Below are 25,422 nucleotides of genomic sequence, written 5' to 3' on the forward strand. Positions count from 1 at the left end.
AATAAAAAAACCGGCAACGATGAATCGCTACCGGCCCCGCTGCTTGCGCACGCACGGCCCTTTAGCGACTTATTTAACGTGGCTGCAAGCCGGCCGGCCAAATCACCACGAGATGCTTAAATAGCGCCGCTCGACACGAAAATCAATGTCGGTCCGCACGACCTCTTTGCCTGCCGACGCCCCGTTCACGCCGATGTGTAATTCCACGATGAAACTCCAAGTCAGTGGTCCGCGTACTCCCGGTGTCTCAGGAGGACATGCCATGACGAGTCTTGCCTATCAGATCAGCCCGGCGGACTTCCGGCAGCGCCGGATGTTGCAGGTAACGATCGCCGTTCTGGCGCTCCTGCCGGTGTTTGCCGGCCTTTGCGGTGTGGTGACCGGTGCCGGCTTCCTCGGCGTCAAGGCTGGTCCTACCGATCTCGACAGTCATGTTCGATTCCTGTCCGGCCTGTTCCTCGCCTTCGGCGTCGGCTGGTACACATGCATTCCGGCGATCGAAAAAAAGACCGAGCGTATCCGGCTCCTGGCTATTCTGACGTTTTGCGGCGGACTGGCACGGCTCTCGTCGCTGGTCATCGCCGGCGTGCCTTCGATCGGGCATCTGTTGGGGCTCGGAATGGAACTGCTGGTGGTTCCATGCATCGTGCTGTGGCACGGTCGTGTCTCGCGACTCGGTCGTCGATAGGTCACTTCATGCCGGAAAGCCGGCGTAGATTGTCGACCTCATCATCCGTCAGCGCGCGGACGGCCCCCTTCTCCAGATCACCGAGGACGAGGTTGCCGATGGCGACGCGGACAAGCCGCAGGCATGCGATATTCACCGCTTCCAGCATACGCCGGATTTGCCGGTTGCGTCCCTCGTCGAGCTCGATTTCGACCCACGAATTCTTGCCGCCTTCACGCAGCATCCGTGCCGATTTCGCCTTGAGAAACTCGTCGTCTTGCCGGACGCCGCGCATCAGTGCTTCCATCGTATCCTGATCGGCGATATTATCGATCTGCACATGATAGGTCTTGGAGACATGGGTTTCGGGATCGAGCAGGGACTGGGCAAATTCCGTGTCGTTGGTGAAGAGCAGCAGGCCCTCGCTCGCCTTGTCGAGGCGGCCGACCGGCGAGAGGTGGGCGTGGTCCATATTCTTCAGGCAATCGAACACCGTCGGCCGGCCTTCCGGATCGTGGCGGGTGGTCACCAGTCCGCGCGGCTTGTTCAACATCAGGTAGACCGGCTGTTCCGCCACCACCGTCTTGCCATCGACGGCAATCGCGGCATGGGAAAGATCGACCCATGTGCCGGGATCGGTCACCACCCGTCCACCGAGCGTCACGCGACCGGCGGCGATCATCTCCTCCGCTTGCGTGCGCGAACAGAAGCCGAGTTTCGACAGGGCGCGCGGAAGCGTCACCCGCTTGCCGCCCGGGGCTTCGGCCTGTCGCTTGCCGGCGAAATTGCGTCCCTTGCGGACCTGTTTCATCACACTATCCTTCAAGCCACGCGGGACTGTTGACCTGCCGGCCCCCGCCGTTCTAGAGCGAAGCTCAACCCGAGTGCAGTTATCGCCGCATCGTCCGTTCATCAACGGCAATAAGCGAGGCGGCGACCGTTTGGAAGCGAGACCATGGTGAACACAGACGATATTGCGCGTGACCTCGTCACCCTCAGGGACTACTGGCGCTATGCGATTTCCCGTTTCAATGCGGCCGAGCTGAGCTATGGCCATGGCACCACGACGGCGGTCGACGATGCGGCCTTCCTGTTGCTCGACAGCCTCGACCTGCCGATCGATACGCTCGATCCCTTTCTCGATGCCCGCCTGCTCACGACCGAACGCCAGCTGCTGGCCGAGCGGATCGAAGCGCGCGTCTCCACCCGCAAGCCGACGTCCTACATTACCGGCCATGCCTATATCCAGGGCATCCGCTTCCATGTCGACGAACGGGTGATCGTGCCGCGCTCGCATATCGGCGAAATCCTGTTCAACGAATATGCCGGCGATATGGGCTCGTCCTTCCTGCCCGATCCCCTGAGCATCGAAAGCGCGGTGGATATCTGCACCGGCTCTGGCTGTCTGGCGATCCTCGCCGCGAAATTCTTTCCCGGGGCCACTGTCGATGCGGTCGATTTGTCGCCCGACGCGCTGGACGTGGCGAAGATCAATGTCTCCGAGCATGAGGTCGAAGATCAGGTGACCCTGCATGAGGGCGATCTTTTCACGCCGCTCGAGGGCCGCAAGTACGACCTGATCATCACCAACCCGCCCTATGTCGATCACGTGGCGATGGACGCCTATCCGGCCGAATTCCGCGCCGAACCGGCCATGGCGCATGACGGCGGTGTGGATGGCCTCGATCTCGTCCGCGAAATCCTGGCAAAGGCGGCCAATCACCTCAATCCCGGCGGCGGCATGATCTGCGAGATCGGCACCGGCCGCGAAATCCTCGAGGCGGAGTTTCCCGATCTGGAATTCCTCTGGCTGCAGACCGCGGAAGAGGAAGAGTCGGTGTTTTGGATCTCGGCGGAATCGCTCGGCGTGGAGGTTTAATTTCTCGCTTTCAGCACGTCGGCAAGCACGTCGAATACCTTTGTATCAAGGCATTGCGAGACGTTGAAACGCATGAAGCCTGTCGCGGCCTGTGACAGGCTGAAGGCATTCCCCGGCGCCATGACGATACGCCTCTTGATCGAGGCATGGGCGACAGCGGTCGCGTCGATCCCCTCGGGAAGACGGCACCACAGAAACATCCCTGCCTGCGGCTCGATCCATGGCGTGACGCCGAGCGGCTTCAGTTTGCCGGCGACCTCGGCCCTTGCCTGCGCGAGTCTCGCCCTCAGAGCCTCGACATGCTTCCGGTATCCGCCGTCGCTGAGCACGTTCAGCACCAGTTCTGCATCCAGGCGTGCACCACCAAACGAGGTGGCGATCTTCAGGTCGGTCAAACCCTCGATCCATTGCGGCCGGGCGGCGATGAATCCGCAGCGCGCCGATGCCGAGAGCGTCTTGGAAAAACTGCCGATCAGGATGACTCGTTCCAGACCATCGAAGGCCGACAGGCGCGGGGCAGGCATGTGCTCGAAATCGGCGAAGATATCGTCCTCGACAATGGTGAGATCGAACTGTTCGGCAATCTTCAGGACACGGTGGGCAACGACGGGGGACAGCGTTGCGCCCGTCGGATTATGGATGCCGGCATTGGTGATGTAGAGCCGCGGCCGATGCGTGGCGACGATTTGTGCGAACATTTCGATGTCGGGGCCAACAGGCGTATAGGGCACGGCGACCAGGTTTGCCCGGTGGGCGCGCAGCAGGGCATGGAAATTGAAATAACAGGGATCATCGACCAGCACGGTGTCGCCGGGTTCCAGCAGGAAGCGGCAAAGAAGATCGATCGCCTGCGTGCCCGAATCCGTCAGCATGATCTGGTCCGGTGATGCTTCGATGCTGCGCTCGGCAAACCGCCGGGCAAGAAGTTGCCTCAAGGCCGGCAGGCCCAGCGGCGTGCCATAGTCGGCAAGGCTGGAGGCAGTGCCGCGCGACAGGTTTCTCAACGCCCGGCGAATGCTGTCCTCGGGCAGCCAGGACGGCGGAAGCCAGCCGCATCCGGGCTTGAGATCTCCCTCGCTCGCCTCCAGCGATTGGCGCGAGATCCAGAACGGATCGACGGCGCGATCAAGCTTCGGCCCTGTTTCCGACAGCGCGAAGGGGGCGATCTGGTTGGCGACGTAGAAGCCGGAGCCCGCCCGCGATACGATCGCCCCTTCCGCCACGAGCCGTTCATAGGCATCGACCACCGTCGAGATCGAGACTTTCAGCGTCGTCGCCAGCGAGCGGACGGATGGCAGCTTGGCGCCCGGTGTCAGGCTGCGTCCGGCGATGCGCTGCCGGATCGTGTCCATCACCATCACGACGCGGGTGCGTCCCTTGTTTTCATCGCTCATCTGTATTGCCATATGATCCATAACAGTTTTGCCAAACTGTATCAGTCTGTCGCTGGCGGGAACAGTGCTTGCGGAGGATAAGGAAGTCATCGAAGCAGGGGAATGACAGATGGATCGATCGACGGCCGGATGGCTCAACGGATTTATGGGCGTGCTGATCTTCAGCGGCTCGCTTCCGGCTACGCGCGTTGCCGTGATGGATTTCGATCCGGTGTTCCTCACCGTGGCACGGGCGGTGATCGCCGGCATCATCGGCTTGCTGCTTCTGGTTCTCCTGAAACAGAAGCGGCCGGCGGGCCGGGAGATCGTGTCGCTTCTAGTCGTGGCCGGTGGCGTCGTGGTCGGCTTTCCCTTGCTGACGGCGCTGGCGCTGCAGCATGTGACCTCGGCCCATTCCATCGTCTTCATCGGCTTGTTGCCGCTTGCCACCGCCACTTTCGGGGTCATCCGGGGCGGGGAACGTCCCAAGCCCGCCTTCTGGTTCTTTTCCATTCTTGGCAGCGTCCTTGTCGCAGGCTTTGCGGCGACGCGCGACCTGAATGCCTCGCCGGTCGGCGATCTGCTGATGCTGGCGGCGGTTATTGTCTGCGGTCTCGGTTATGCCGAGGGCGGCAGGCTGTCGCGCACGATCGGCGGCTGGCAGGTGATCTGCTGGGCGCTGGTCCTGTCGCTGCCGCTGATGATCGTGGTCACCTTCGCCCTGATGCCGCCGAGCTTTGCCAATATTGGAATGCCGGCTTTCGTCAGCCTGGGTTACGTTTCGCTGTTCAGCATGCTCATCGGCTTCGTCTTCTGGTATCGCGGCCTGTCGCAGGGCGGCATCGCCGCCGTCGGCCAGTTGCAGCTCCTGCAGCCTTTTTTCGGCCTCGCCCTCGCCGCCACGCTGCTGCACGAGAAGGTGACGTGGAGCATGCTCGCGGTCACCGTCGCCGTCATCCTCTGCGTGGCCGGCGCGCGGCGATTTGCGCGGTAATATAACGACAAAGCCCCCCGCCGTGGCTGGAGAACGGCGGGGGGCTTGTCATGCGTGTTTCGTTTACAACAGGAAATCCGAGCTGGAGACGCTGGTGATGCCGATCAGGTCGATGCGGAAATCGGCCGTGCCGTCGCCGTTGATGTCGCCGTAAACGGTCATGTTGCCGTTGGTCTTGCTCGTCCACAGGGTGCCGTCGTCAGCGGTCGCCGGTTTGGCGGCGGTGAAGGTGAAGGCGTTGTTGCCGGAAACCTGGCTGCTGGCGTCGATCGAGGACAGGTCGATCTTGTCGAGACCGCGTTCCAAGTCCTTGATCGTGTCCCAGCCGGTCATCGCGCTGTCGGAGACGGATTTGAATTTGAACGTGTCGGCCCCGGTGCCGCCCCAAAGGCTGTCGCCAAGTGCTCCGCCGATCAGCGTGTCGTTGCCGGCGTCACCGTGCAGCGCGTCGATGTCGAGGCCACCGTCGAGCTTGTCGTTACCGTCGCCACCCCAGAGCACGTCGATGCCGACGCCGCCATTGACGAAGTCGTTGCCGGCGCCGCCATGGAGGTCGTCATAGCCGCTTTCGCCGTTGATGATGTCGCCGCCGGCGCCGCCGTCGACCCGGTCGTTGCCGGTGCCGCCCCAGATGAAATCGATGCCGTCATTGCCCCAGAGGGCGTCGTCGCCGTTTTCGCCATAGAGCATGTCGTCGCCATTGCCGCCGGAAATGCCGTCATTGCCGTCGCCGCCATGCAGCGTGTCATTGCCGTTGATGCCGAAGATCGTGTCGTTGCCGGCCATGCCGTCGATATAGTTGTTGCCTTCGCCGCCGGAGAGGCTGTTGTCATAGGCGTTGCCGTAACCGATCTGGTCGCCGGTGCCGCCGAGCGAGAGGTTTTCGATATAGCTGCCGATCGTGTAGCTGGCCACTTTCGAGATGACCCGGTCGCTGCCGCCGCCGCCATATTCGATGGCCTTGTCCGACAGGGTGTCGATCACGAACGTGTCGTTGCCCATGCCGCCCCACATCGTGTCGGCGCCCGAGCCGCCATCGATGATGTCGCTGCCGTCGCCGCCGTCGATGCGGTCGGCGTCGCGGCCGCCGTTGAGGTTGTCGTTGCCGGTGCCGCCATAGAGATTGTCCTTGCCGTCGTCGCCGAAGAGCGTGTCGCTGCCAGAATCGCCGTGCAGGTTGTCGTGGCCATCCTTGCCGCTGATATAGTCGTTGCCGGCCGCACCTCGGAAGGTCTCGTCGCGGCCGGCGCCGGTCATGCGGTTGTTCAGTTCATTGCCCTTCAGCTCGCCGCCGCCATCCGGCGTTTCGAAATCGACGAGCGTCAACGTGGTCTCCTCGTAGACGTGACCGTCCACCTCCAGGTTCTCGACATTGGCGCCCAGCGTGTAATCGACGCCGAGCACGACGCGCACGGTGTCGGTGCCGCCATTGGCATCCTCGTGGACGATGTTGATGGAATCGCCGCCGAGGTTGAGATAACGGTCGTCGCCGGCGCCACCATGGAGATCCATGGTGAAGTTGTCATCGACATCGTCGACGACGAACGTGTCGTTGCCCTCGCCGCCATAGGCCTTGCCGCCGCCGTTGAGAACGAACGTGTCGTTGCCGTCCTCGCCGTAGAGTTTGGCGTTGGTGTCGGAATAGTTCTGAATGATGTCGTCGCCGGTCCCGGCATAGACGATGCCCTCTCCGTCCCGGAGGATATGGGCATAGTTGCCGATCTGGATCTCGTCATTGCCGGCGCCGCCATAGATCATGTCATAGCCGTCGCCCGATTTGAGGATGTCGTTGCCTGTGCCGCCGAAGATGTAGTCGTCGCCGTCACCGGTGGTGATCGTGTCGTTGCCGCCTTCGCCTTCGATATAATAGTTGTCGTCGTCGGGCGCCGCCCACTTGTTGTTGCCGGCGCCAAGCTTGATCTGAAACTGTCCCATTTTAATCTCCATCCCTTTGTTTGGAAAATCCACATGCCGGTTCGTCCGGCTGGAATGGGAGGGTTATCGTTCGTTTCTGTTTCAGTATGAGTTCGTTTGGCCGGCGAAATTGTTTCAATTGTTTCAGTCGTGCGGCGGAAATGGGATTTTTAATTGCTTTCCGCGTGCGGAGCAGGGGATTACGCTTCGTTTGAAAGAATCGGCCAGGCTCCGCACGAAGGTATTGGCTGGCGACCTTGAAGGTGTTTGGGACGTGCGGTTTCGCCTTCCTCTCCGTCATTCCTGTGCTTGTCACAGGAATCCGGCCAGCCCAAGTCCTTGGGCTGAAAGAGTCTTTTGACCCGACAGACGTCGGGTCACTGGATACCCGCCACGAGGGCGAGTGTGACGGAGTGTGAGGTGCCCGTTCGGTGTCAAATAACCGGCTTCAGAAGCCATAGCCTTGCGTTTCGCTTTCGTATTTTCACTTGAAACGCAGAGTTCGGCGACGCCACAACGCCCGACGGCCACGCGCGAGAGATCACCGTGGGTATGCAGCAGTTCGGCCGGGACACATCGTGTGCCTCAGTGAGTAGTAGTTGGTGACACGCGATGTGCCCCGTTTCAGTGTCTTTTGCCGCGCTTCTCAGGTCTTCTGCGCCTCTCTTTTGATGGAGAGGCCTCCAATGCCCCGGCCCGCTGCTTATCCGCTGGGCCTTTCAATCTGGCGGGGATCAGCCCTGGACCCTTGGACGGCAGAACCGTCCGGCGGCGTGAGCTGCTCGTGGCGTGGCTACCCGGCACGCCCGGTTCATTCGCGAACCGGAGGAGAACCGCCTTTCACGCGGCCCCGGGGATTTCGCGCGCGTTCCGCCAAACCATCCGGGCACCGGCCCCGCCTCGCCGGCAACGCTTTCCGGTGTATCCGTGACGGGACGAGAGGATGATGGCACGGGTGATGGGGGCGGGGATTTGCGGGGATGAGGATTTTGCGGGGGTGGCCTTTCCCCAAGTGGGCATAGACACCGCCTTTTCCTCTCCGCAAAGACGCCCATATTATGAGTTAGTGTTGCAAGCTCCCAAATGTTGCAGTTCAGCCCATCAGGCTCGCGCAATCGCGGGCGTGAGAGAAACATGATTGCCATGCACTGCGAATGTGTTTTTATGGAGCTTCCGTTGAAAGGATACCGGCATGAATGAACCGCTTAAAACTCTCATTGAGGCCGCTCGCAAAGCCCCCCAGACGAAGAGTGATCTGGAGGTTCAGCGCCGCAGCTTCGCTTATGGCAATACCCATTTCGAAAACAACAGGATAACGCGCGAAATGGTGGACAAGATCGCCGATGAAATGCCGTTTTCCGACGACCTGAACCTCGGAGCGAAGCGCGCCGATGAGTGAGGAGGAGCGCCGCCACAGCGTGGCGAGTGAAGCTTATCTGATCCAGGACGAGCAGCTCAGGGCCGAAGCTGAAGCCAGAAATGGCCTTATCCAGTTCGACCGTGCGTGCAGCATGATCGTAGATGCGATCGAGAAGGGCGAGGGCTGGAAACTTCGCCCCTCCGCCATTCTGACGCTTCATCGGGCAGCTCTTGAGGGTATCAGCAGCTATGCGGGCAATTTCCGCCCGGCAGGCGTTGCCATTTCGGGAAGCGCACATAAACCTGCAGATGCCCACCTTGTGCCCGAGCTGATCGAAGATCTGTGCGACTATGTAAACGGGCACTGGGACGACAGAACCGCCATTCACCTCTCCTCCTACATCATGTGGCGTCTCAACTGGATTCATCCGTTCAGCGATGGCAACGGACGCACGTCCCGCATGGTGTCCTATCTCGTTCTCTCCGTGCGGCTTGGCATGCTCCTTCCGGGACGGAATACCATTCCCGATCAGATCGTCGATAATCGACATCCCTATTTCGACGCGCTTGAAGACGCGGACCGATCTGCTGCGGATGGCGAGCTCGACCTCGGAAAAATGGAAGAGCTGATAGAGAACATGCTTGCAAAACAGCTTATGGGCGTCATGGAATCGGCGACTGGAAAGCATTTTCTCTCGGGGGACGAAGGTAATTAGCACGCGAGAGCTAGACGGAGGCTCCAAGAAGATCACTTCATGGTCGGCGTCCAATGCCTCGCCGGCTTCTTTTCCGCTGCTTTCAATGACATAGAACGTAAAAAGGCGACTTGGTGCATCCGGCGCGGTCGGACTGAAGGAGCCATGGGAAACAGGCCGCCCAAGGCGCGGAGCGTCAAGGGGCCTTTGGCTGCAATAGTGTATTGGCTTGACGTTGCAACTTGACTCTACTCCCTTATAAAATTCAATCTGTTGCTGAAGTTTTCATTGGGGGATTAGACATGCCAGACGACAATAATAGAACTACTGAACCCGAACTTAGCGAAGTGGCGCTACAGCTTATGGCTGAGCGCGAAGACGGGCGGGCTGCCTTTCAGGATCTGATACGGCTGATACCGACTCGATTAACCCTAACGGCAGAAGATCGGCAACCATCTCCCACGCGTCCAAATGAGGAAATCTGGGAACAGCGCGTGCGGAACATCAAGTCGCACGATACGGCTTTTGGAAACATAATCGCGGAAGGTTACGCTGTCTCAATAGCCGGTGGTCTGGAAATTACACCGGCCGGTCGCCGACGCGTAGCTCGTCAAAGATAGTCGTCCGTTTTTTCGAGCGATTTGCGGCATGGCGGCACCCAAGACAGTCTTGGGTGTTCGCCCTGTTTCTCGTTTTCCCAAACAAACCAAGCGTATCCGGTCGCTGTTGATGCCTTGGCATCTACGCGGCCTTTAACCATTGGGACGCGCTCGGCAAATTGAGCAAAAACAGAGGGTGGTCTTTTTATGAAGATATTTTCGTATCGGCCCACGCTTTCCAAAAACACAGTTCTGGCGAGGATCGCCACTCCCTTTCGCGCAACAGTGAGAGCTGTTTCCACGAACTCTTCTGCCAACCGAAAGGGTGGATTGGTGATCACCCAGTCGTGGGATAGGGCCTCATAAGGAAAGGTCAAGAAATCGCGTATTGGACAAAACCCATACGGATATGCGTCCGCGCTGTGCACGGTTTTAAAGTATTCTGCCAACGCGCGAGCCATGTATCCGCGCCCTGCTGCAGGTTCGAGACAAGTTAGTCCGCTGACGTTCTCCGGGCCTATCACTTTCTCGATAAGCGCTCTCGTTGCCCATGGTGGGGTCGGGAAGTCATCTGGACTGTCTGCAGCCTCATAACGTTGCGCCATTACCGCATGTGAAGTGTTTTGCATGGAACCCCCTGTTCAAAGCAACACTATAGGGAAGGTTTGCGCGAGTAGGAATCCCCAAAGCGTGTTCGAGAGTCTCGGGCTTTTTTGATAGCCGGTCTAAGCTCAACTCTCCTTGCTATTCTTGACAGCGTGACCTCACGTACGCCAAGGCAAGCAAGAATAGGCGCTATTGCGGTTGATTCAGTCCCCGTTTAGGAGAAGTTTACCCCTCCAATTCCTCCCGCAACATTTCCAGCTCCAGCCATTCCTCTTCCATCTTCGTCACCGAATCCCGCAGCTTTTCCAGCTCGCTGGCGAGCGTTGAAAACCGTGCCGGGTTCTTGGTGAACAGGTTGGGATCGGCCATTTCCTTTTCGCGTTTGGCGATTTCGGTTTCGGCTTTTTCCATCTCCTTCGGCAGGTTTTCGAGCGCGAATTTCTGTTTGAAGGAGAGTTTGCCCTTGGCCGCCTTGGGGGCCTGGGGGGTGGTGTCGGTGGATCTGGCTTTTTCGGCCTTTTCGGCGCGCTTCTTCTCGTCGGCGGCGCCCTTTTTCTGGGCCATCATGTCGGAATAGCCGCCGGCATATTCGATCCAGCGGCCGTCGGGGGCATCCGGGTTGGCGGGGGCAATGGTCGAGGTGACGGTGCGGTCGAGGAAATCGCGGTCGTGGCTGACGAGGATGACGGTGCCGGTGAAGCCGGCGACGATTTCCTGCAGCAGGTCCAGCGTCTCGATGTCGAGGTCGTTGGTCGGTTCGTCGAGGATCAACAGGTTGGTCGGGCGCGACAGGATGCGGGCGAGCATCAGCCGGGCGCGCTCGCCGCCGGAGAGATTCTTGATCGGGGTACGCGCCTGTTCGGGCTGGAACAGGAATTCCTTCATATAGCCGGTGACATGGCGCTGCTCGCCGTTCACCAGCAGGTTTTCGCCGCGCCCGTCGGTCAGGTAATGGGCGAGCGTATCCTCAAGGTTCAGGTCCTCGCGGCGCTGGTCGAGCGTCGCGATCTCGAGGTTGGTGCCGAGCTTGACCGTGCCGGAATCCGGCTCGATCTGGCCGGTCAGCATCTTCAGCAGCGTCGTCTTGCCGGCACCGTTCGGGCCGACGAGGCCGATGCAATCGCCGCGATGGACGCGCATCGAGAAGGGCGAGACGATCGCGCGCTCGCCATAGGTCTTGGTGATCTTTTCCGCTTCGATCACCAGCTTGCCCGATTCCTGCGCGTCGCTGGCGCTCGCCTGCACGGAGCCCTGCGGCCCCTTGTGGCCGCGATATTTCGAGCGCAGGTCCTGTAGCGCGCCAAGACGGCGCATGTTGCGCTTGCGCCTTGCGGTGACGCCGTAGCGCAGCCAGTGTTCCTCGCGCTCGATCTCCTTGCCGAGCTTGTGCTGTTCCAGCTCTTCGGCCTCGAGGATCTGGTCGCGCCAGGCCTCGAAATGGGCAAAGCCCTGGTTCAGCCGTCGCGACAGGCCGCGATCGAGCCAGACGGTGGCGTTCGACACTTTTTCGAGGAAGCGGCGGTCGTGGGAAATGACGACGAGGGCCGAGCGGCTCTTGATCAGCTCGCCTTCCAGCCATTCGATGGTCGGCAGGTCGAGATGGTTGGTCGGCTCGTCGAGCAACAGGATATCCGGCTCCGGCGCCATAACGCGGGCGAGCGCCGCCCGCCGCGCCTCGCCGCCGGAGAGCTGCGCCGGATCCTCGTCGCCGGTCAGGCCCAGATGTTCGAGCAGATAGGCGACGCGGTAGGGATCGTCGCTGGGGCCAAGGCCGGCTTCCGCATAGGCGCGCACGGTGGAAAAGCCGTCGAAATCCGGCGCCTGGTGCAGGTAGCGGATGGTGACGGAGGGATGGCGGAAGATCTCGCCGGATTGCGGCTCGGCGAGGGAAGCGGCCATCTTCATCAGGGTCGATTTGCCCGAGCCGTTGCGGCCGACAAGGCAGATGCGGTCGCCCGGCTCCACCTGCAGATTGGCGCCGGCCAAGAGCGGCGTAGCGCCGAAGGACAGGACGATATCGTCGAGTTTCAGAATGGGTGGCGCCATGGTCAGGCTCCCGAAAGGTCTTGCGGGCGGGCGAGGATCAGCGCCCGGCCGGAGGAAAGGGTGAAGCGGACGGTGCCCTCGGCGACATTGGAAACGGTGCGCGAGGAGCCGAACGGCAGATGGAAATCATGAAGCGGATAACGGGCGCCTTCGATACAAAGACCGGTCAGCGTGTCGAGCCCTAGGATGGAAAACAGGCTGCCCTTCGGCAGGTCGATGGCGCGGTTGCCCGGCAGCAGCGGCCAGGCTTCCTCCTCGCCGGAGGTGAGTAGCACGTCGAGCCCGTCCTCGGCCAGCTTTGCCGCATAGAGCAGGTGCATGAAGGCATGATCGCTGCGTTCGCCACCCAGCGCGCCGGCCAGGATCAGCTTTTTCGCGCCGCGCTCGAGCGCCGCCGCGACCGCGATCTCGCCATCGGTCTCGTTCTTGGCGGGCGGGTAGGGCTCGCGGTGGACGTCCGGCCATTGCTCGACCAGCGCTGCCGGGGTGGAATCGAAATCGCCGACCCAGAGTTCGGGGGCAAGACCAAGCGTCCGGGCATGCCGCATGCCGCCATCGGCCGCGATGACGCGCGCGCGTGTCAGCTGCGCCGCCAGTCGCTCCGTCGGCACCAGCGCACCGCCCATCAGGATTGCAAAAAACCGTTCGTCCATGGCGCAAGGCCATAGCGTAAATGAGGGGACGAGGGGAAGGGGTGCGGGTGGAATTGGGTGAGGGCGTGGCGTGGCCTTCGGCCCCCTCATTCGGTGCTGCGATCCCCTCTTCTCCCCGGTGGGGAGAAGAGGGGATCGCATATGCCGCGCCTTCTCGCTTCTGGAACGCCGAAGCTGGCCGTTAGCTCTTCTCCCCGCCGGGGAGAAGAGGGGATCGCAGCACCGAATGAGGGGGGCGAAGCCACCTTGAAGCGGTGTAAGCGTTATGTGCCGCCGCCGCGCCCGGCACTTTCCCGGTTCTGGTAGAACGTCTCGAAATCGCCGACAAAGCGGTCGAACAGGTGGGCGAAGGCGCTGACGTCGTCTTCGGGCCAGTCGGCAAGGATGCTTTCGATGACGCCGCGCTTGACCGCCTTGATCTCGCCGATCAGCCTGGTTCCGAGATCGGTCATGACGACGATGATGCGGCGGGCGTCGGCTTGCGAGGCTTCGCGCTTCAGGGCGCCGCGGGCCACCATGTCGGCGACGATGCGGCTGGCGCGGGACGGATCGATGCGCATGATCTCGGCGATGGCGCCGACCGTGACCTCGCCTTCGCTGCGGGCCCGCCAGACGGCGTCGAGCACGTCGAGATGGGTGAGTTCCAGGCCCGGCGCGATCGTGTCGATGGCAAGCCGGGCCATGACCCGCCGGCCGACCATCAGCCGCCAGCGTCCCATCGACTGGCCGATCGAGGCGCGGCTCGCCTCCATCTCGGACTGGTCAAGTTCGGTTTGTGTCACTGCGTGTTCCATGATGCCGAGCATAGCAAGAGTTTGGCCGCTTAGAAAGTGCGATCTGCTGTTGTCATAAATATGCTATTGACAATTATATGCTGAAGGCACATAAATTGCCGAAACAAACCGGAACCTCTCCCATGGATATGCACGTGACCCCGGCGCCGCTCGTTTCGAGCCATGCGCTCCGCCTGACGCTTTTCTTTTTCCTGATGACGGCGCTGTTCATGGCGACGCTCGACCACCAGATCGTCGCGACCGCGCTGCCGACCATCGTCGGCGAATTCGGCGAGATGGAGCGTTTCGGCTGGATCGGCTCGTCCTACCTGCTCGCCACCTGCGCGGTCATGCCGGTCTACGGCAAGCTGGGCGATCTGTTCGGCCGCAAATATGTGATGATCGCGGCGATTGCCATCTTCACGCTGGGCTCGATCGCCTGCGGCCTGGCGACCTCGATGAACACGCTGATCGCGGCGCGCGTGCTGCAGGGCCTTGGCGGTGGCGGCATCATGGTGTCGATCTTTTCCATCAATGCCGACCTGTTCGAACCGCGCGAGCGCGCCCGCTACCAGAGTTATTCCAGCCTGGTGCTGATGGCATCCGGCGCCGTCGGCCCGGTGCTCGGCGGCACGATGAGCGACCTGTTCGGCTGGCGCTCGATTTTCCTGATCAATATTCCGATCGGTGCCGTCGTGATAGTCGGCCTGTTCTTCTTCCTGCCCTATCGCCGCCCGACCCGGCGTCCGAAGATCGATTATGCCGGCGCGCTGCTGCTCGCCACCACCGTCACCTGCATCGTGCTTTTGGGCGACAGCGCCGAACTGTTTGGCGCGCTCGTGTCAAAAGGCAGCCTCGCCGTTGCGGCGATCGCGATCGCCTCGGCCGTCGCCTGGGTGTTCGTCGAACGCCGTGCGCCGGAGCCGGTCGTGCCGCTGTCGCTTTTTTCCAACCCGACTTTCAGCTTGATGCTGGTGATTTCGCTGGCAAGCGGCGCCATCGGCATCGGAATGGTCAATTATTATGCGCTGTTCCTGCAGACCACGACCGGACTTTCCCCGTCCGTTGCCGGGTTGATGTTCATCATGCTGACGGGCGGTATCGTCTGCGGCTCGCTGACGGCGGGCCGGCTGATCTCGATGACCGGCCGCTACAAGCCGTTCTCGATCATCAGCGCCAGCCTGATGATGCTGGCTTTGATCCTGTTTTCCCAGGTTCATCCCGGCACGCCGCTGTTCCTGATCTGCGCCATCATGGGCCTGCATGGCATCGGCGTCGGCTTCGGCCAGCAGGTACCGATCATTGCGGTGCAGAATCTCGCCTCGCGCGGTGATGTCGGGGCGGCCACCGGCGCCATCACTCTGTCGCGCATGGGCGGCGCCTCGATCGCCATCTCCATCTACGGCGCCATCATCGCCAGCGGTTTGGTGCGCGGCGCGACGGTCATACCCGGCGTCGCCGATATTGAAAAGCTGACTCCGTCGGTGCTGTCTACGCTGCCGGAAACGACGCGCCATCTCGTTGCCGAAAGCTATACGGCGGCGTTTCATCCGCTGTTTTTGACGGCGGTTGGGATCGCGCTGGTGGCGCTGGTGTCGGCGGTGAGTTTGAAAGCGGTACGGCTACCGCAGAAGGCGGTCGGGTAAGGGGGGTAACCCTCCCCCTTGTGGGGAGGGTCGGAGCGAAGCGGAGGGGAGGGGTTCTTCGCCGTGGCTAGGAAGGCGCTTCTCTGGTTGCTGTGAACGTAAAGACCGGCGTCACCATTCACGCTGACGAGGCATCGCGCTGGGATCATCCGGCGGTCTACTTCCGATAAAGCGCTGCCATCACGAATCAAACGACACCCAAAACACGATGGCAATGGGTGCCGTAGCGATTGCGCCGAAGTCTGGTCACTGGCGCGAATGGCAGTGCCGGGACCCAAACCTTAATTATGCCGGTCTAAATTTTGGCCGGATCGCGGATGTGATGAAGGGGCGCTTGTTTCCCGAAATCCCGCCCGCAAAGCAGCTTCCTGCCGACTTCCCAGCGGCTTAAATAATGACGGGGCGGCCTAGGGCGTGTCGTCAGTTGAGTGAAATGAAGGCAGCGATGAACTGAACGGCTCCGAGAAAAGTGTTGGCAAGCTTGTCGTATCGCGTTGCAATGGCTCTGAACTGCTTGAGATTATTGAAGAAACGCTCAATGAGATTGCGCTCGCAATAAAGCGCGAAGTCTGTTGACCTCGGCTTGATGCGATTGGCTTTTGGTGGAATCACCGGGTTGATATGTCGTTCTTTGAGATGGTCGATAAGCGCGTCGGCGTCATAGGCTTTGTCCGCAAGGAAGGCTTGGGGATCAACCGCTTCCAGAAGAGGCTCGGCCTGCGCAAGGTCTGATGCTTGGCCCGGAGTTAGGGATATCGCCACCGGATTGCCGAGCGCATCGACGATCACATGAATCTTTGTCGTCAATCCGCCTCGGGATCGACCGATCGCCTGGCACCCCCTTTTTGCGCGCCGGCACTATGCTGGTGGGCGCGCACGATGGTAGAATCCAGCATCATGTACTCGTTGTCGTGGTCGGCAGCCAAGTGTTTGAAAATACGCTCGAAGACGCCGCTTTCGCACCATCGCCGAAGCCGCCTGTGGACATTCTTCCAGTCTCCGAACCGCTCGGGAAGATCGCGCCAAGGTATCCCGGCGCGGTATCGATAAAGCACCGCTTCCACGAACAGGCGATTATCCGCCGCCGTACCCCCAACATGACCTTCACGCCCAGGCAGAAGGTCCTTGATCCGATCCCACTGATCGTCCCGCAATCCATAACGACGTGCCATAACCAGCCCTCCAATAGCCGGTCTGCTATGAATCACATCAAAGTTGATTTGGGAATCTCAAGCCCGAAACAACTCAACTGACGACACGCCCTAGCGGTCGCCCCGTTTTGATGTCAAATAGCTTTTTGGACTGTTGTGATCGTGGTCTTCGGTCCACCTCCATTTCTGAAAGTCCCCTCCCCAACCCCTCCCCACAAGGGGGAGGGGCTTAGCCGCGCATGACATAGCCCCCCTTGCCAAGCATATCACCCGCGTCTAAATCTCATCCCGCTCTAACGGGGTGCCCTTTGTCTTTCGAGATGAATGGCTGAGAGGCTTCATGCCAACCCGAAGAACCTGATCCGGTTTGTACCGGCGGAGGGATTAGACGGCACGGTTCAGCGCCCTATTCCCAATTTTTGGATTTGAAGGAGGCGCTGATGCGCAAGGTTGTTATTCCATTCATGGCGGCACTGGCTGCCCTTTCCACCTCGTTTTCGGCCCGCGCCGAAGACAAGGTGCTGACCGTCTATACCTATGGGAGCTTCACCACCGAATGGGGCCCCGGCGCCAAGGTCGCCGAGGCTTTCGAGAAGACCTGCGCCTGCAAGGTGGACTATGTCAGCGTCGCCGATGGCGTCGAACTGCTGACGCGGCTGAAGCTCGAAGGGGCAGCGTCCAAGGCGGATGTGGTGCTCGGTCTCGATACCAATCTTGTTTCGGAAGCCAAGGCGACCGGCTTCTTTGCGCCGCACGGGCTCGATCTCTCGGCGGTCAAGGTGCCCGGCGGGTTCAGCGACGATACGTTCGTGCCCTATGATTACGGCCATTTCGCCGTGATCTACGACACGGAGACACTGAAGGAGCCGCCGAAGAGCCTGAAGGAACTGGTCGAGGGCGATCATGCCCAGAAGATCGTCATCGAGGATCCCCGTACCTCGACGCCGGGTCTCGGCCTGCTGCTCTGGGTAAAATCGGTCTATGGCGATCAGGCGGGTGCGGCCTGGGCAAAGCTCAAGGATCGCGTATTGACGGTGACGCCCGGCTGGTCGGAAGCTTACGGCCTGTTCACCAAGGGCGAGGCACCGATGGTGCTGTCCTACACGACCTCGCCCGCCTATCACATGGTTGCCGAAAGCACCGACCGCTATCAGGCCGCCGCCTTCTCGGAAGGGCATTATATCCAGATCGAAGTTGCCGGCATGACCAAGAACGCCAGGGATCCGGCGCTTGCCAAGAGCTTCCTGTCCTTCGTCACCGGCCCGGATTTCCAGTCGATCATCCCGACAACCAACTGGATGATGCCGGTCGCCGCCGGTAACGAGCCACTGCCGGATGCCTTCGGCAAGCTGGTCAATCCGGAAAAGACATTCCTGATGTCCTCGGATGAGGTTGCCGCCAACCGCAAGGCCTGGATTGACGAGTGGCTGGCTGCGATGAGTGTGAATTGAGGCGAGCTTGAAAGGCGGCTTTTTCGGAGGTTGCCGAGACTCACCTCCCTCTGTCGGCGACGCCGACATCTCCCCCACAAGGGCAGGGCAATCGCATATGGAAAAGTCCCCTCCCCAACCCCTCCCCACAAGGGGGAGGGGCTTAACCCGCCGCCCCGTCTGTCATCGGAAAGGAAGGCCGGCGGCTGGGTCTCTCCCCCCTTGTGGAGGAGATGGCCGACAGGCCAGAGGGGGTCTTTTTCCATATGCGATAGCCCTGCCCTCAAGGGGGAGATCAGCCGAAACTGATGTGGGCGAAAATGGAAAAGGATGATCTCCCCCCTTGAGGGGGAGATGTCACGAAGTGACAGAGGGGGGGGACTTTCGGTAGCCTCCGAAACCTGACCGGAAACTGTAAGGACAACATGATCGAGCGCATCGAGAGACGTTTGACGCTTGCGGCCGGCAGCCTCTGCCTGGGCGGCATCGTGCTGTTTGTCGTTCTCGCGGCCGGCGCGCTGTTGGCTTTCGACGAACCGGGAACGGCGAATGACGGCGCCACTTTTGATGCCTATGTCTGGCGTGTTGCCCGGTTCACCTTGTTGCAGGCCTCGCTGTCGACCGCCCTGTCGATCATCTTCGCCATTCCGGTGACGCGTGCATTGGCCCGACAGCTTTCTTTCCCCGGCCGGGTCTGGGTGCTGCGGCTGATGGCGTTGCCACTCGGGCTGCCGGCGCTGGTGGCGGCGCTCGGGTTGATCGGGATCTGGGGGCGGCAGGGTGTGCTGAACTCTGGGCTTGCCTGGCTGGGGCTCGCGCAGCCGGTCAGCATTTATGGCTTGTCCGGCATCCTGATCGCCCATGTCTTCTTCAACATGCCGCTGGCGGCGCGGCTGATGCTGGGCGGGCTGGAGCGTATTCCCGGCGAATACTGGCTGGTCGGCACCAATCTCGGCATGCGGCCGTGGTCGATCTTCCGTTTCATCGAATGGCCGGCGATCTGCGGGCTCTTGCCGGGCATTGCCGGCCTGATCTTCATGCTCTGCGCCACCAGTTTCACCCTGGTGCTGACGCTCGGCGGCGGACCGGCGGCAAGCACGATCGAGGTGGCGATCTATCAGGCGCTGCGCTTCGATTTCGATCCGCCGCGCGCCATTGCGCTCTCCATGCTGCAGATCACCGTGACGGCGGTGCTGTTGATCTCCATCCGCATGCTGACGCCAAAGGCGGACGAAGGGCATGGCAGTGGACGGATGGTGCGCCGTTTCGATGGTCGCCGTGGTCTTGGCAGAGCCGGCGACGGGCTGGTGATCGCCATTGCCGTCGTGTTTCTCGTGCTGCCGCTTGCCTCCGTCGTTTCCTCAGGGCTGCGTTCCGACCTGACGAAGCTGGTCACCGATCCGCTGGTGCAGCGGGCCTTTCTGACCAGTCTCGTCATCGCTGTGGTTTCGGGCCTGTTCTGTGTCGTCGCAACGGCGGCGATGATCCAGGCGCGGCAGACCGCGCTGGCATCACGGCATCCGACAAAGCCATTGCGCGGCCTTGCCTCCGGCATTTCGGCCAGCACGTCGCTGGTCCTGCTGGTGCCGCCGGTCGTGCTGGGCGCCGGCTGGTTCCTGTTGCTTCGGCCGTTCGGCGATGTCGCACTGTTCGCGCCGCTGCTTGTGATCCTTATCAACATGCTGATGGCCATGCCCTTCGTCTACCGGGTACTGGAGCCGGCAATCGCGACGCATTCGGCCCGCACCGGCCGGCTTGCGGCGAGCCTCGGGCTCGGCGGCTGGAACCGGCTGCGCTTCATCGACTGGCCGGGGCTGCGCAAGCCGTTCATGATGGCGCTGTCCTTTGCCTGCGCGTTGTCGCTCGGTGATCTCGGTGCCGTCGCTCTGTTCGGCTCGCAGGACATGGTGACGCTGCCCTGGCTGCTTTACAGTCGCATGGGCAGTTATCGCTCCACCGATGCGGCGGGGCTCGCCCTGTTTCTTGGCCTCATCTGCCTGATGCTGACGATTGCCGGGACACCGGCGGCCGATAGAAACGACAAGAGGAAACCGGATGCCGCCTGAAGCCGATCAAACGGAGATCGCCGTCCACCTGCGCAATGTGCTGGTGCGGTTCGACAGGACGGAACTGCGGTTCGATTGCGCCTTGCCGAAGGGGCAGATTATCGCAATCACCGGCGCCTCCGGCTCGGGCAAGTCGACGCTTTTGAATGTCATTGCCGGTTTCGAGACGCCGGATGCGGGGCAGGTCGATATCCTCGGCGCTGATGTTGCCGGCCGCGACCCGGCCGAGCGTCCGGTCTCGGTGATCTTCCAGGAACATAACCTGTTTTCGCATCTCGATGTCGCCACCAATATCGGGCTCGGCATCGATCCGGCGCTGAAGCTCGGCGTCAAGGAACGGGCGCGGATCGCGGCGGCGCTGGGCCGCGTCGGGCTCGATGGTGTCGCCAAGCGTTTGCCGCCGACGCTGTCTGGCGGCGAGCGCCAGCGTGTGGCGCTGGCCCGCGCGCTGGTGCGGAAAAAGCCGATCCTGCTGCTCGACGAACCCTTCGCGGCTCTCGATCCGGGTCTGCGCGCCGGCATGAGCAGCCTGCTCCTCGACCTGCACCGCCAGGAGGGCAATACGATGCTGATCATCACCCACCATCCTGATGATGTCCGCACGCTGGCCGACAGTGTCCTGTTCCTCGACGAGGGCCGTATCCTGTTGCACGAGCCCACGGAAACCTTCCTCGCCCACCGCGATCTTCCAGCCGTCGCGCGCTTTCTCGGCCGGTGATCATCGCTTGCGATGCTTTTTGCCACAATTTGAACGCCGGCCCATGCGACGGGCGTTGGATGCCGGTTGCGGTCACCTTCGCGTGTGCGTTGCCGGGATACAACGGGGCAACTATTTCTATGCATATAAGCTAGGCACGCGTAGCGCGAATAGGCTACAGCAGGCATTGCTGAAACGGTCGCCGGGCCTATGTACGTGGCTGTAAAAACAAGAATTTTCGCGCGGTCTTGGCCGGAACTTCGCGGGGCTGCACAAAGACTGGAAACGAGCTGAGGCATGACGACAGGGACACGTACGGATAGGCAATCTGCGGAGAAGCGCTCCGGCCTGCGTGTTCACATGGTCGCGGCCCTTGTGGGCATCCTGCTGCTCTCCGGTTGCCAAACCGCGATCGAGCAGAGCTACGAGCCGAGCGTCTCGCCCTCCTCCAATCCGCAGATCGTCGAGGAAGTGCAGAAGAACGATCCGCGCGCCAAGGTCGGTGCCCGTGAGCATCCGCGCATCGTCGCAAGTTATGGCGGCGAATACCAGGACGCCAAGACCGAGCGGCTGGTGGCACGCATCACCGGAGCCCTGACGGCGGTGTCGGAAAATCCGAACCAGTCCTATCGGATCACCATCCTGAACTCGCCGGCGATCAACGCCTTCGCGCTGCCGGGCGGTTATCTCTATGTGACACGCGGGCTTCTGGCGCTCGCCAACGACGCCTCGGAAGTGGCGGCGGTGCTCAGCCACGAAATGGCCCACGTCACCGCCAATCATGGTATCGAGCGGCAGCAGCGTGAGGAGGCGGAAGTCATCGCCAGCCGCGTCGTCTCGGAAGTCCTGTCCAGCGATCTCGCCGGCAAGCAGGCCTTAGCACGCGGCAAGCTGCGCCTCGCGGCCTTCTCGCGAAACCAGGAGCTGCAGGCCGACGTTATCGGCGTGCGCATGCTGGGCGAAGCGGGCTATGACCCCTATGCGGCGGCGCGCTTCCTCGATTCGATGGCGGCCTATAGCCGTTTTTCCTCGGTCGATCCCGACAGCGACCAGAGCCTGGACTTCCTGTCGAGCCATCCGAGCGCGCCGCAGCGCGTCGATCTCGCCCGCCGCCATGCCCGCGCCTTCGGGGCGGAGGGAACGGTCGGCGATCGCGGCCGCGACTACTATCTCGCAGGCATCGACGGCCTGCTCTATGGCGACAGCCCGCAGGAAGGCTATGTGCGAGGACAGACCTTCCTGCACGGCAAGCTCGGTATTCGTTTCGACGTACCGGCAGGCTTCCAGATCGACAACAAGGCGGAGGCGGTGCTCGCCACCGGCCCGGGCGAAACCGCCATTCGTTTCGATGGTGTCGCCGATACGCAAAAACGCAGCCTGACCGATTATATCGGCAGCGGCTGGGTGACCGGCCTGAAACCCGAAACGATCCACGCCATCACCATCAACGGCCTTGAGGCCGCGACCGCGCGGGCGTCCGCCGAGCGCTGGGATTTCGACGTGACGGTTATCCGGATCGACACGCAAATCTACCGCTTCCTCACCGCCGTGCCGAAGGGCGCCCCAAGCCTCGAGCCAACGGCCGAAACCCTGCGCGCCTCCTTCCGCCGCATGACACCGCAGGAAGCAGCCGCGCTGAAGCCGCTGCGCATCCGCATCGTCATCGCCAAGCCCGGCGATACGCTGGCAACGCTGTCGTCGCGGATGATGGGCACGGACCGCAAACTCGATCTCTTCCGCCTGATCAACGCCATGCAGGTTACCTCGACGGTAAAGCCGGGCGACAAGGTGAAGATCATTTCGGAGTAATCAGCCTCCAATCCACGGGTTGATGACCGGCACGCCAGCGGCCTCAAAGGGGCCGGTATCGCGCGTTGCAACCGCAAACCCGTGCGCTGCCGCCGTAGCGGCGATGTATCCATCCGCCACGCCGATGGCGAGGCCAGCTGTTTTTGCATGGGCGCGAATGGATGCGTAGGCATCTGCCGCCGCGGTACCGAACGGCAGAATGCGTGGGCCAAACCAGGTGACGATATGATTTTCCAAGGCGGCCCGAAGCCCTGCCTTGCGTTTGCCGTCCGGCAAAGCGGCGACACCGTAGCGCAGTTCTGCCAAGCTGATCGCCGAGAGAAACAGCGTCTCGAAATTCTGCTGATCCAGCCAAGCTATTACGTTTGCATCACCCATTGGGCGAAGCGGCTCGGAAATGACGTTGGTGTCGAGGACGATCATTCGAAATCGACTGTCGTCGCCGGCGTCTTGTCGCGCTCGATGTCGAGTTCGGCGCCACCAACGTCTAGGCCGATCGCCGCCAATTCGGAGCCAAGCTTGAAGCGTTCCGCAGGCTGCACAGCGTCTTCGATGATGGCACGGATTTCCGCTTCTGTGCTGCGGCCGTGCCGTACCGCTTGCGCTTTGAGGGCTCGATGTGTTGCTTCAGGCAAATTTCTGATGGTGACGGCCGGCATCCTGATCTCCGAAAACTTTATCCAATGATATCATCATTGCAATGATGATATCAATCATTCGTTCAACGCCGGGATACGCTGTCGGCCGCTTAACAAAAACAAAGCCCGCGAATGGCGGGCTCAGACTGCTGACAAACCCCTTTGGGGTCTCGGCGCAGCTTCTTTGATTCCAATCCGTTCACCTTTCGATTCAGAGACGTTCCGTGAATCTGACACCAAGGAAGAAGGCCCGTAGGGTTTGTCAGCAAGCTGAGCCCGCGAATGGCGGGCTTTGGGTGTTCGATCTTGTCTTTGTAAGCCGATCAATGCGCCATCGCCAGCACCGGGGCTTCCGCCACCAATGCGATCCGGAGCTTTTCCAATGCGCGGGTTTCGATCTGGCGGACGCGCTCCTTGGAGATGCCGAGGTCGGCGCCGAGTTCTTCGAGGGTGGCGCTGTCTTCGGAGAGGCGGCGGGCGCTGATGATCTTCATCTCGCGCTCGTTAAGCTGGCAGAGTGCGTGGCTGAGCCAGACGCGACGGCGTTCGCCGTCGATCATGTCGCAGACCTGCTCATCGGGAAGCGGTGCTTCGCAGGCCAGCAGGTCGAGGCGCTCGCCGCTGTCGCTGTCGCTTGACGAGATCGGTGCTTGTAGCGAGGCGTCATTGCCGGAAAGGCGCGCATCCATGGTCTGGACATCGGCGAGGCTGACGCCGAGTGCAATGGCGATTTCCTCATGCACGGCGCGCGCCGTGAGCTGGCGGTCGCCCTGGGCGAGCTTGGCGCGCAGACGGCGCAGGTTGAAGAACAGCGCCTTCTGCGCCGAGGACGTACCACCGCGCACGATCGACCAGTTGCGCAGGACGTAGTCCTGCATGGAAGCGCGAATCCACCAGCTGGCATAGGTGGAGAAGCGTACCTCACGGCTTGGTTCGAAGCGGGCCGCGGCTTCCAGCAGACCGATATGTCCCTCCTGTATAAGATCGCTCATCGGCAGCCCGAAATTGCGAAATTTCGAAGCCATCGAAATCACCAGCCGCATATGGGCCATGGCAATCTTGTTGCGGGCTTCCTGGTCCTGATGATCTTTCCACGCAAGAGCGAGCGCATGCTCCTCCTGTCTTTCCAGATAGGGGGCCGCCATGGCGATCTTGATCATGCGCCTGTCTGCTGAGAGGGTTTTCATCGGCTACTCCATGACGGGCACGAGAGTGTGCCGCTGAACGATAAGTCGATCGTGTTTTCGGGATTTCGTCTCTGAAGGTTGACCAGCACGCGAAACGCCCTACTTCCTGATGAGGAGCTGGTCCCGACCCGCAAACGCTGCGATGGGACCAGACGTGTCCAAACACGTGACCATGCGAAAAGTTCCATGCTGTCGTCATATTTTATGAAGACGGCGCGACTTTTCGCGCGCCTGGCGCAGACCACCAAAAATATCGGAAAATCAAGGGTGTGGGTGGTGCAAGAAGCTGATTCGCCTGGATTTTGCAGCGATTTGCGAGGGTTGCGATGCTTTTGTTGTGCGGCGCACTTTTTGCCGCTTGCCCGAAAAGTTAAAAAAGCGTTAACTTTTGACCGTTGTCCCCACATGTAGCCTGTGAGTTTGCAAGGACTTGAGGTTGCGGCGGGATTCCTGTTCGCACGGCATCGGTCTAGAGTTGCGCTATGAAAACATTATCCATCGAGGTGCGGCCCGGCGAGCCGAGAGATGCTGCCTCCATTTCGGAGGTGCATCGGGTCTCCTGGCTGCAAGCTTATAGCGGCCTCATTCCGCACAGACCCTTGAACCAGATGGTCAACCGCCGCGACTTCACCTGGTGGCGCAAGGCCACACGCGGACCGTCCACCCTGCTCGTCATCGAGGTTGCCGGCGTCATCGCCGGTTATGCCACGCTCGGCCTAAACCGCGCCCGCGCCTTGCCGCAGGAAGGTGAGGTCTATGAAATCTACCTGCGTCCGGAATATCAGGGCATCGGCCTTGGCCGCATCCTGTTCGGCGAGGCGAAGAACCTGCTGAAATCGCTGGGCTGCCAGGGCCTTGTCGTCTGGTGCCTGGAAGACAGCCACCATGCCGACCGCTTCTTCCGCATGGCCGGCGGCCGCGACATGTGCGAGGGCATGGAAGATTTCGGCGAGAAGAACCTGAAGAAGATCGGCTATATCTGGGACTAGAGCATCGTTCCCTTAATACGCCCCATTCTGCTGGAAGGAATTTTGGCCAGAAGCAAGGCGGCTGGCGAAAAGCGCAGCAAAAGCTGCGGTTGAGACGGCCACCGCCGGTAGTGGCCAAAATTCATCCAGCCCTTCGGGTTGGCTGAAAACGGCCGCCCACTGCGGCGGATGGCTGGACCGATGGATGTCGCATCGCTCTGCGCCATCCTTCTTGTGGATCGGCCGTTTTGAGCCAACAGAATGGATCGTAT

21 protein-coding genes, 1 pseudogene and 2 riboswitches are annotated in these 25,422 nt (G+C 61.3%); of the genes and pseudogenes, 11 read left to right on the forward strand and 11 right to left on the reverse strand.

Annotation, left to right across the window (positions count from 1 at the left end):
• Positions 1 to 41: 41 nt before the first annotated feature.
• A riboswitch (SAM riboswitch) is annotated at positions 42 to 119 on the reverse strand.
• Between the two features lie 143 nt (positions 120 to 262).
• Positions 263 to 688, forward strand: coding sequence for a DUF4345 domain-containing protein (locus ACST81_RS03550; protein WP_438751463.1), 426 nt, complete (start codon positions 263 to 265; stop codon positions 686 to 688).
• 1 nt (position 689) lies between these two features.
• On the opposite strand, the gene ACST81_RS03555 is transcribed toward ACST81_RS03550, so the two are convergent.
• Positions 690 to 1,478, reverse strand: coding sequence for a pseudouridine synthase (locus ACST81_RS03555; RefSeq protein WP_438751464.1), 789 nt, complete (start codon positions 1,476 to 1,478; stop codon positions 690 to 692).
• A 144-nt stretch (positions 1,479 to 1,622) separates the two neighbouring features.
• Between ACST81_RS03555 and prmB the strand changes: the two genes are divergently transcribed.
• On the forward strand, positions 1,623 to 2,546 hold the full coding sequence (gene prmB / locus ACST81_RS03560) for a 50S ribosomal protein L3 N(5)-glutamine methyltransferase (protein ID WP_438751465.1): 924 nt from the start codon (positions 1,623 to 1,625) through the stop codon (positions 2,544 to 2,546).
• On the opposite strand, the gene ACST81_RS03565 is transcribed toward prmB, so the two are convergent.
• Positions 2,543 to 3,961 (reverse strand): PLP-dependent aminotransferase family protein, encoded by a 1,419-nt coding sequence (locus ACST81_RS03565; protein WP_438751466.1) that lies wholly within the window; start codon positions 3,959 to 3,961, stop codon positions 2,543 to 2,545. The genes prmB and ACST81_RS03565 overlap by 4 nt on opposite strands.
• 88 nt (positions 3,962 to 4,049) lie before the next feature.
• Here ACST81_RS03565 and ACST81_RS03570 point away from each other — a divergent pair, with 88 nt between their 5' ends.
• Positions 4,050 to 4,913 (forward strand): DMT family transporter, encoded by an 864-nt coding sequence (locus tag ACST81_RS03570; protein WP_438751467.1) that lies wholly within the window; start codon positions 4,050 to 4,052, stop codon positions 4,911 to 4,913.
• Positions 4,914 to 4,976: 63 nt separating this feature from the next.
• Here ACST81_RS03570 and ACST81_RS03575 read toward each other — a convergent pair whose 3' ends face one another.
• Positions 4,977 to 6,848: a calcium-binding protein gene (locus tag ACST81_RS03575; protein ID WP_438751468.1), complete on the reverse strand. Its 1,872-nt coding sequence runs from the start codon at positions 6,846 to 6,848 to the stop codon at positions 4,977 to 4,979.
• Positions 6,849 to 8,019: 1,171 nt separating this feature from the next.
• On the opposite strand from ACST81_RS03575, the gene ACST81_RS03580 reads away from it, so the two are divergent.
• Together ACST81_RS03580 and ACST81_RS03585 are read left to right on the forward strand one after the other, a co-directional pair.
• Positions 8,020 to 8,226 carry a hypothetical protein gene (locus tag ACST81_RS03580; protein WP_438751469.1) on the forward strand — a complete coding sequence of 69 codons (207 nt, stop codon included), beginning with the start codon at positions 8,020 to 8,022 and terminating at the stop codon, positions 8,224 to 8,226.
• A complete protein-coding gene (locus ACST81_RS03585) occupies positions 8,219 to 8,902 on the forward strand; it encodes a Fic family protein (RefSeq protein WP_438751470.1) in 684 nt (227 codons plus the stop codon). Before ACST81_RS03580 ends, ACST81_RS03585 begins: the two co-directional genes overlap by 8 nt.
• Before the next feature lie 589 nt (positions 8,903 to 9,491).
• On the opposite strand, the gene ACST81_RS03590 is transcribed toward ACST81_RS03585, so the two are convergent.
• The 4 genes from ACST81_RS03590 to ACST81_RS03605 form a co-directional block, all read right to left on the reverse strand.
• A complete protein-coding gene (locus ACST81_RS03590) occupies positions 9,492 to 10,109 on the reverse strand; it encodes an SAM-dependent methyltransferase (protein ID WP_438751471.1) in 618 nt (205 codons plus the stop codon).
• A 202-nt stretch (positions 10,110 to 10,311) separates the two neighbouring features.
• Positions 10,312 to 12,132 (reverse strand): ABC-F family ATP-binding cassette domain-containing protein, encoded by a 1,821-nt coding sequence (locus ACST81_RS03595; RefSeq protein ID WP_438751472.1) that lies wholly within the window; start codon positions 12,130 to 12,132, stop codon positions 10,312 to 10,314.
• Positions 12,133 to 12,134: 2 nt separating this feature from the next.
• Positions 12,135 to 12,785 carry a thiamine diphosphokinase gene (locus ACST81_RS03600; RefSeq protein WP_438751473.1) on the reverse strand — a complete coding sequence of 217 codons (651 nt, stop codon included), beginning with the start codon at positions 12,783 to 12,785 and terminating at the stop codon, positions 12,135 to 12,137.
• A gap of 263 nt (positions 12,786 to 13,048) precedes the next feature.
• Positions 13,049 to 13,537 carry a MarR family winged helix-turn-helix transcriptional regulator gene (locus ACST81_RS03605; protein WP_438753360.1) on the reverse strand — a complete coding sequence of 163 codons (489 nt, stop codon included), beginning with the start codon at positions 13,535 to 13,537 and terminating at the stop codon, positions 13,049 to 13,051.
• A gap of 164 nt (positions 13,538 to 13,701) precedes the next feature.
• On the opposite strand from ACST81_RS03605, the gene ACST81_RS03610 reads away from it, so the two are divergent.
• Complete coding sequence (locus ACST81_RS03610) at positions 13,702 to 15,204, forward strand: MDR family MFS transporter (protein WP_438751475.1); 1,503 nt, start codon at positions 13,702 to 13,704, stop codon at positions 15,202 to 15,204.
• 420 nt (positions 15,205 to 15,624) lie between these two features.
• Here ACST81_RS03610 and ACST81_RS03615 read toward each other — a convergent pair.
• Positions 15,625 to 16,376: pseudogene (locus ACST81_RS03615) on the reverse strand (IS5 family transposase).
• A 266-nt stretch (positions 16,377 to 16,642) separates the two neighbouring features.
• Positions 16,643 to 16,756: riboswitch (TPP riboswitch) on the forward strand.
• Positions 16,757 to 16,795: 39 nt separating this feature from the next.
• Here ACST81_RS03615 and thiB point away from each other — a divergent pair.
• The 4 genes from thiB (at position 16,796) to ACST81_RS03635 (ending at position 22,357) form a co-directional block, all read left to right on the forward strand.
• A complete protein-coding gene (gene thiB, locus ACST81_RS03620) occupies positions 16,796 to 17,806 on the forward strand; it encodes a thiamine ABC transporter substrate binding subunit (protein ID WP_438751476.1) in 1,011 nt (336 codons plus the stop codon).
• Between the two features lie 428 nt (positions 17,807 to 18,234).
• Positions 18,235 to 19,851, forward strand: a complete 1,617-nt coding sequence (thiP, locus tag ACST81_RS03625) for a thiamine/thiamine pyrophosphate ABC transporter permease ThiP (protein ID WP_438753362.1) — start codon at positions 18,235 to 18,237, stop codon at positions 19,849 to 19,851.
• Positions 19,841 to 20,569, forward strand: coding sequence for a thiamine ABC transporter ATP-binding protein (locus tag ACST81_RS03630; protein ID WP_438751477.1), 729 nt, complete (start codon positions 19,841 to 19,843; stop codon positions 20,567 to 20,569). Before thiP ends, ACST81_RS03630 begins: the two co-directional genes overlap by 11 nt.
• A gap of 339 nt (positions 20,570 to 20,908) precedes the next feature.
• The gene (locus ACST81_RS03635) at positions 20,909 to 22,357 is read left to right on the forward strand and encodes a M48 family metalloprotease (protein WP_438753364.1); all 1,449 of its coding nucleotides are present in this window, start codon (positions 20,909 to 20,911) and stop codon (positions 22,355 to 22,357) included.
• Here ACST81_RS03635 and ACST81_RS03640 read toward each other — a convergent pair whose 3' ends face one another.
• The 3 genes from ACST81_RS03640 to ACST81_RS03650 form a co-directional block, all read right to left on the reverse strand.
• Positions 22,358 to 22,780: a type II toxin-antitoxin system VapC family toxin gene (locus ACST81_RS03640; protein WP_438751478.1), complete on the reverse strand. Its 423-nt coding sequence runs from the start codon at positions 22,778 to 22,780 to the stop codon at positions 22,358 to 22,360.
• Positions 22,777 to 23,016 carry a FitA-like ribbon-helix-helix domain-containing protein gene (locus tag ACST81_RS03645; RefSeq protein ID WP_438751479.1) on the reverse strand — a complete coding sequence of 80 codons (240 nt, stop codon included), beginning with the start codon at positions 23,014 to 23,016 and terminating at the stop codon, positions 22,777 to 22,779. Before ACST81_RS03645 ends, ACST81_RS03640 begins: the two co-directional genes overlap by 4 nt.
• A 302-nt stretch (positions 23,017 to 23,318) precedes the next feature.
• Positions 23,319 to 24,182, reverse strand: a complete 864-nt coding sequence (locus tag ACST81_RS03650) for an RNA polymerase factor sigma-32 (RefSeq protein WP_438751480.1) — start codon at positions 24,180 to 24,182, stop codon at positions 23,319 to 23,321.
• Between the two features lie 482 nt (positions 24,183 to 24,664).
• On the opposite strand from ACST81_RS03650, the gene ACST81_RS03655 reads away from it, so the two are divergent.
• Positions 24,665 to 25,171: a GNAT family N-acetyltransferase gene (locus ACST81_RS03655; protein ID WP_438751482.1), complete on the forward strand. Its 507-nt coding sequence runs from the start codon at positions 24,665 to 24,667 to the stop codon at positions 25,169 to 25,171.
• The last annotated feature ends 251 nt before the right edge of the window (positions 25,172 to 25,422 follow it).

It is taken from the genome of Pararhizobium sp. O133 (assembly GCF_051669845.1).
Taxonomy (GTDB): Bacteria; Pseudomonadota; Alphaproteobacteria; order Rhizobiales; family Rhizobiaceae; genus Pararhizobium.

Excerpts from the sequence above, each read along its gene's own strand:
- ACST81_RS03550 (WP_438751463.1), top strand. The coding sequence starts at position 263 with ATGACGAGTCTTGCCTATCAGATCAGCCCGGCGGACTTCCGGCAGCGC.
- ACST81_RS03555 (WP_438751464.1), bottom strand. The coding sequence starts at position 1,478 with ATGAAACAGGTCCGCAAGGGACGCAATTTCGCCGGCAAGCGACAGGCC.
- prmB (WP_438751465.1), top strand. The coding sequence starts at position 1,623 with ATGGTGAACACAGACGATATTGCGCGTGACCTCGTCACCCTCAGGGAC.
- ACST81_RS03565 (WP_438751466.1), bottom strand. The coding sequence starts at position 3,961 with ATGGATCATATGGCAATACAGATGAGCGATGAAAACAAGGGACGCACC.
- ACST81_RS03570 (WP_438751467.1), top strand. The coding sequence starts at position 4,050 with ATGGATCGATCGACGGCCGGATGGCTCAACGGATTTATGGGCGTGCTG.
- ACST81_RS03575 (WP_438751468.1), bottom strand. The coding sequence starts at position 6,848 with ATGGGACAGTTTCAGATCAAGCTTGGCGCCGGCAACAACAAGTGGGCG.
- ACST81_RS03580 (WP_438751469.1), top strand. The coding sequence starts at position 8,020 with ATGAATGAACCGCTTAAAACTCTCATTGAGGCCGCTCGCAAAGCCCCC.
- ACST81_RS03585 (WP_438751470.1), top strand. The coding sequence starts at position 8,219 with ATGAGTGAGGAGGAGCGCCGCCACAGCGTGGCGAGTGAAGCTTATCTG.
- ACST81_RS03590 (WP_438751471.1), bottom strand. The coding sequence starts at position 10,109 with ATGCAAAACACTTCACATGCGGTAATGGCGCAACGTTATGAGGCTGCA.
- ACST81_RS03595 (WP_438751472.1), bottom strand. The coding sequence starts at position 12,132 with ATGGCGCCACCCATTCTGAAACTCGACGATATCGTCCTGTCCTTCGGC.
- ACST81_RS03600 (WP_438751473.1), bottom strand. The coding sequence starts at position 12,785 with ATGGACGAACGGTTTTTTGCAATCCTGATGGGCGGTGCGCTGGTGCCG.
- ACST81_RS03605 (WP_438753360.1), bottom strand. The coding sequence starts at position 13,537 with ATGGAGGCGAGCCGCGCCTCGATCGGCCAGTCGATGGGACGCTGGCGG.
- ACST81_RS03610 (WP_438751475.1), top strand. The coding sequence starts at position 13,702 with ATGGATATGCACGTGACCCCGGCGCCGCTCGTTTCGAGCCATGCGCTC.
- thiB (WP_438751476.1), top strand. The coding sequence starts at position 16,796 with ATGCGCAAGGTTGTTATTCCATTCATGGCGGCACTGGCTGCCCTTTCC.
- ACST81_RS03630 (WP_438751477.1), top strand. The coding sequence starts at position 19,841 with ATGCCGCCTGAAGCCGATCAAACGGAGATCGCCGTCCACCTGCGCAAT.
- ACST81_RS03635 (WP_438753364.1), top strand. The coding sequence starts at position 20,909 with ATGGTCGCGGCCCTTGTGGGCATCCTGCTGCTCTCCGGTTGCCAAACC.
- ACST81_RS03640 (WP_438751478.1), bottom strand. The coding sequence starts at position 22,780 with ATGATCGTCCTCGACACCAACGTCATTTCCGAGCCGCTTCGCCCAATG.
- ACST81_RS03645 (WP_438751479.1), bottom strand. The coding sequence starts at position 23,016 with ATGCCGGCCGTCACCATCAGAAATTTGCCTGAAGCAACACATCGAGCC.
- ACST81_RS03650 (WP_438751480.1), bottom strand. The coding sequence starts at position 24,182 with ATGAAAACCCTCTCAGCAGACAGGCGCATGATCAAGATCGCCATGGCG.
- ACST81_RS03655 (WP_438751482.1), top strand. The coding sequence starts at position 24,665 with ATGAAAACATTATCCATCGAGGTGCGGCCCGGCGAGCCGAGAGATGCT.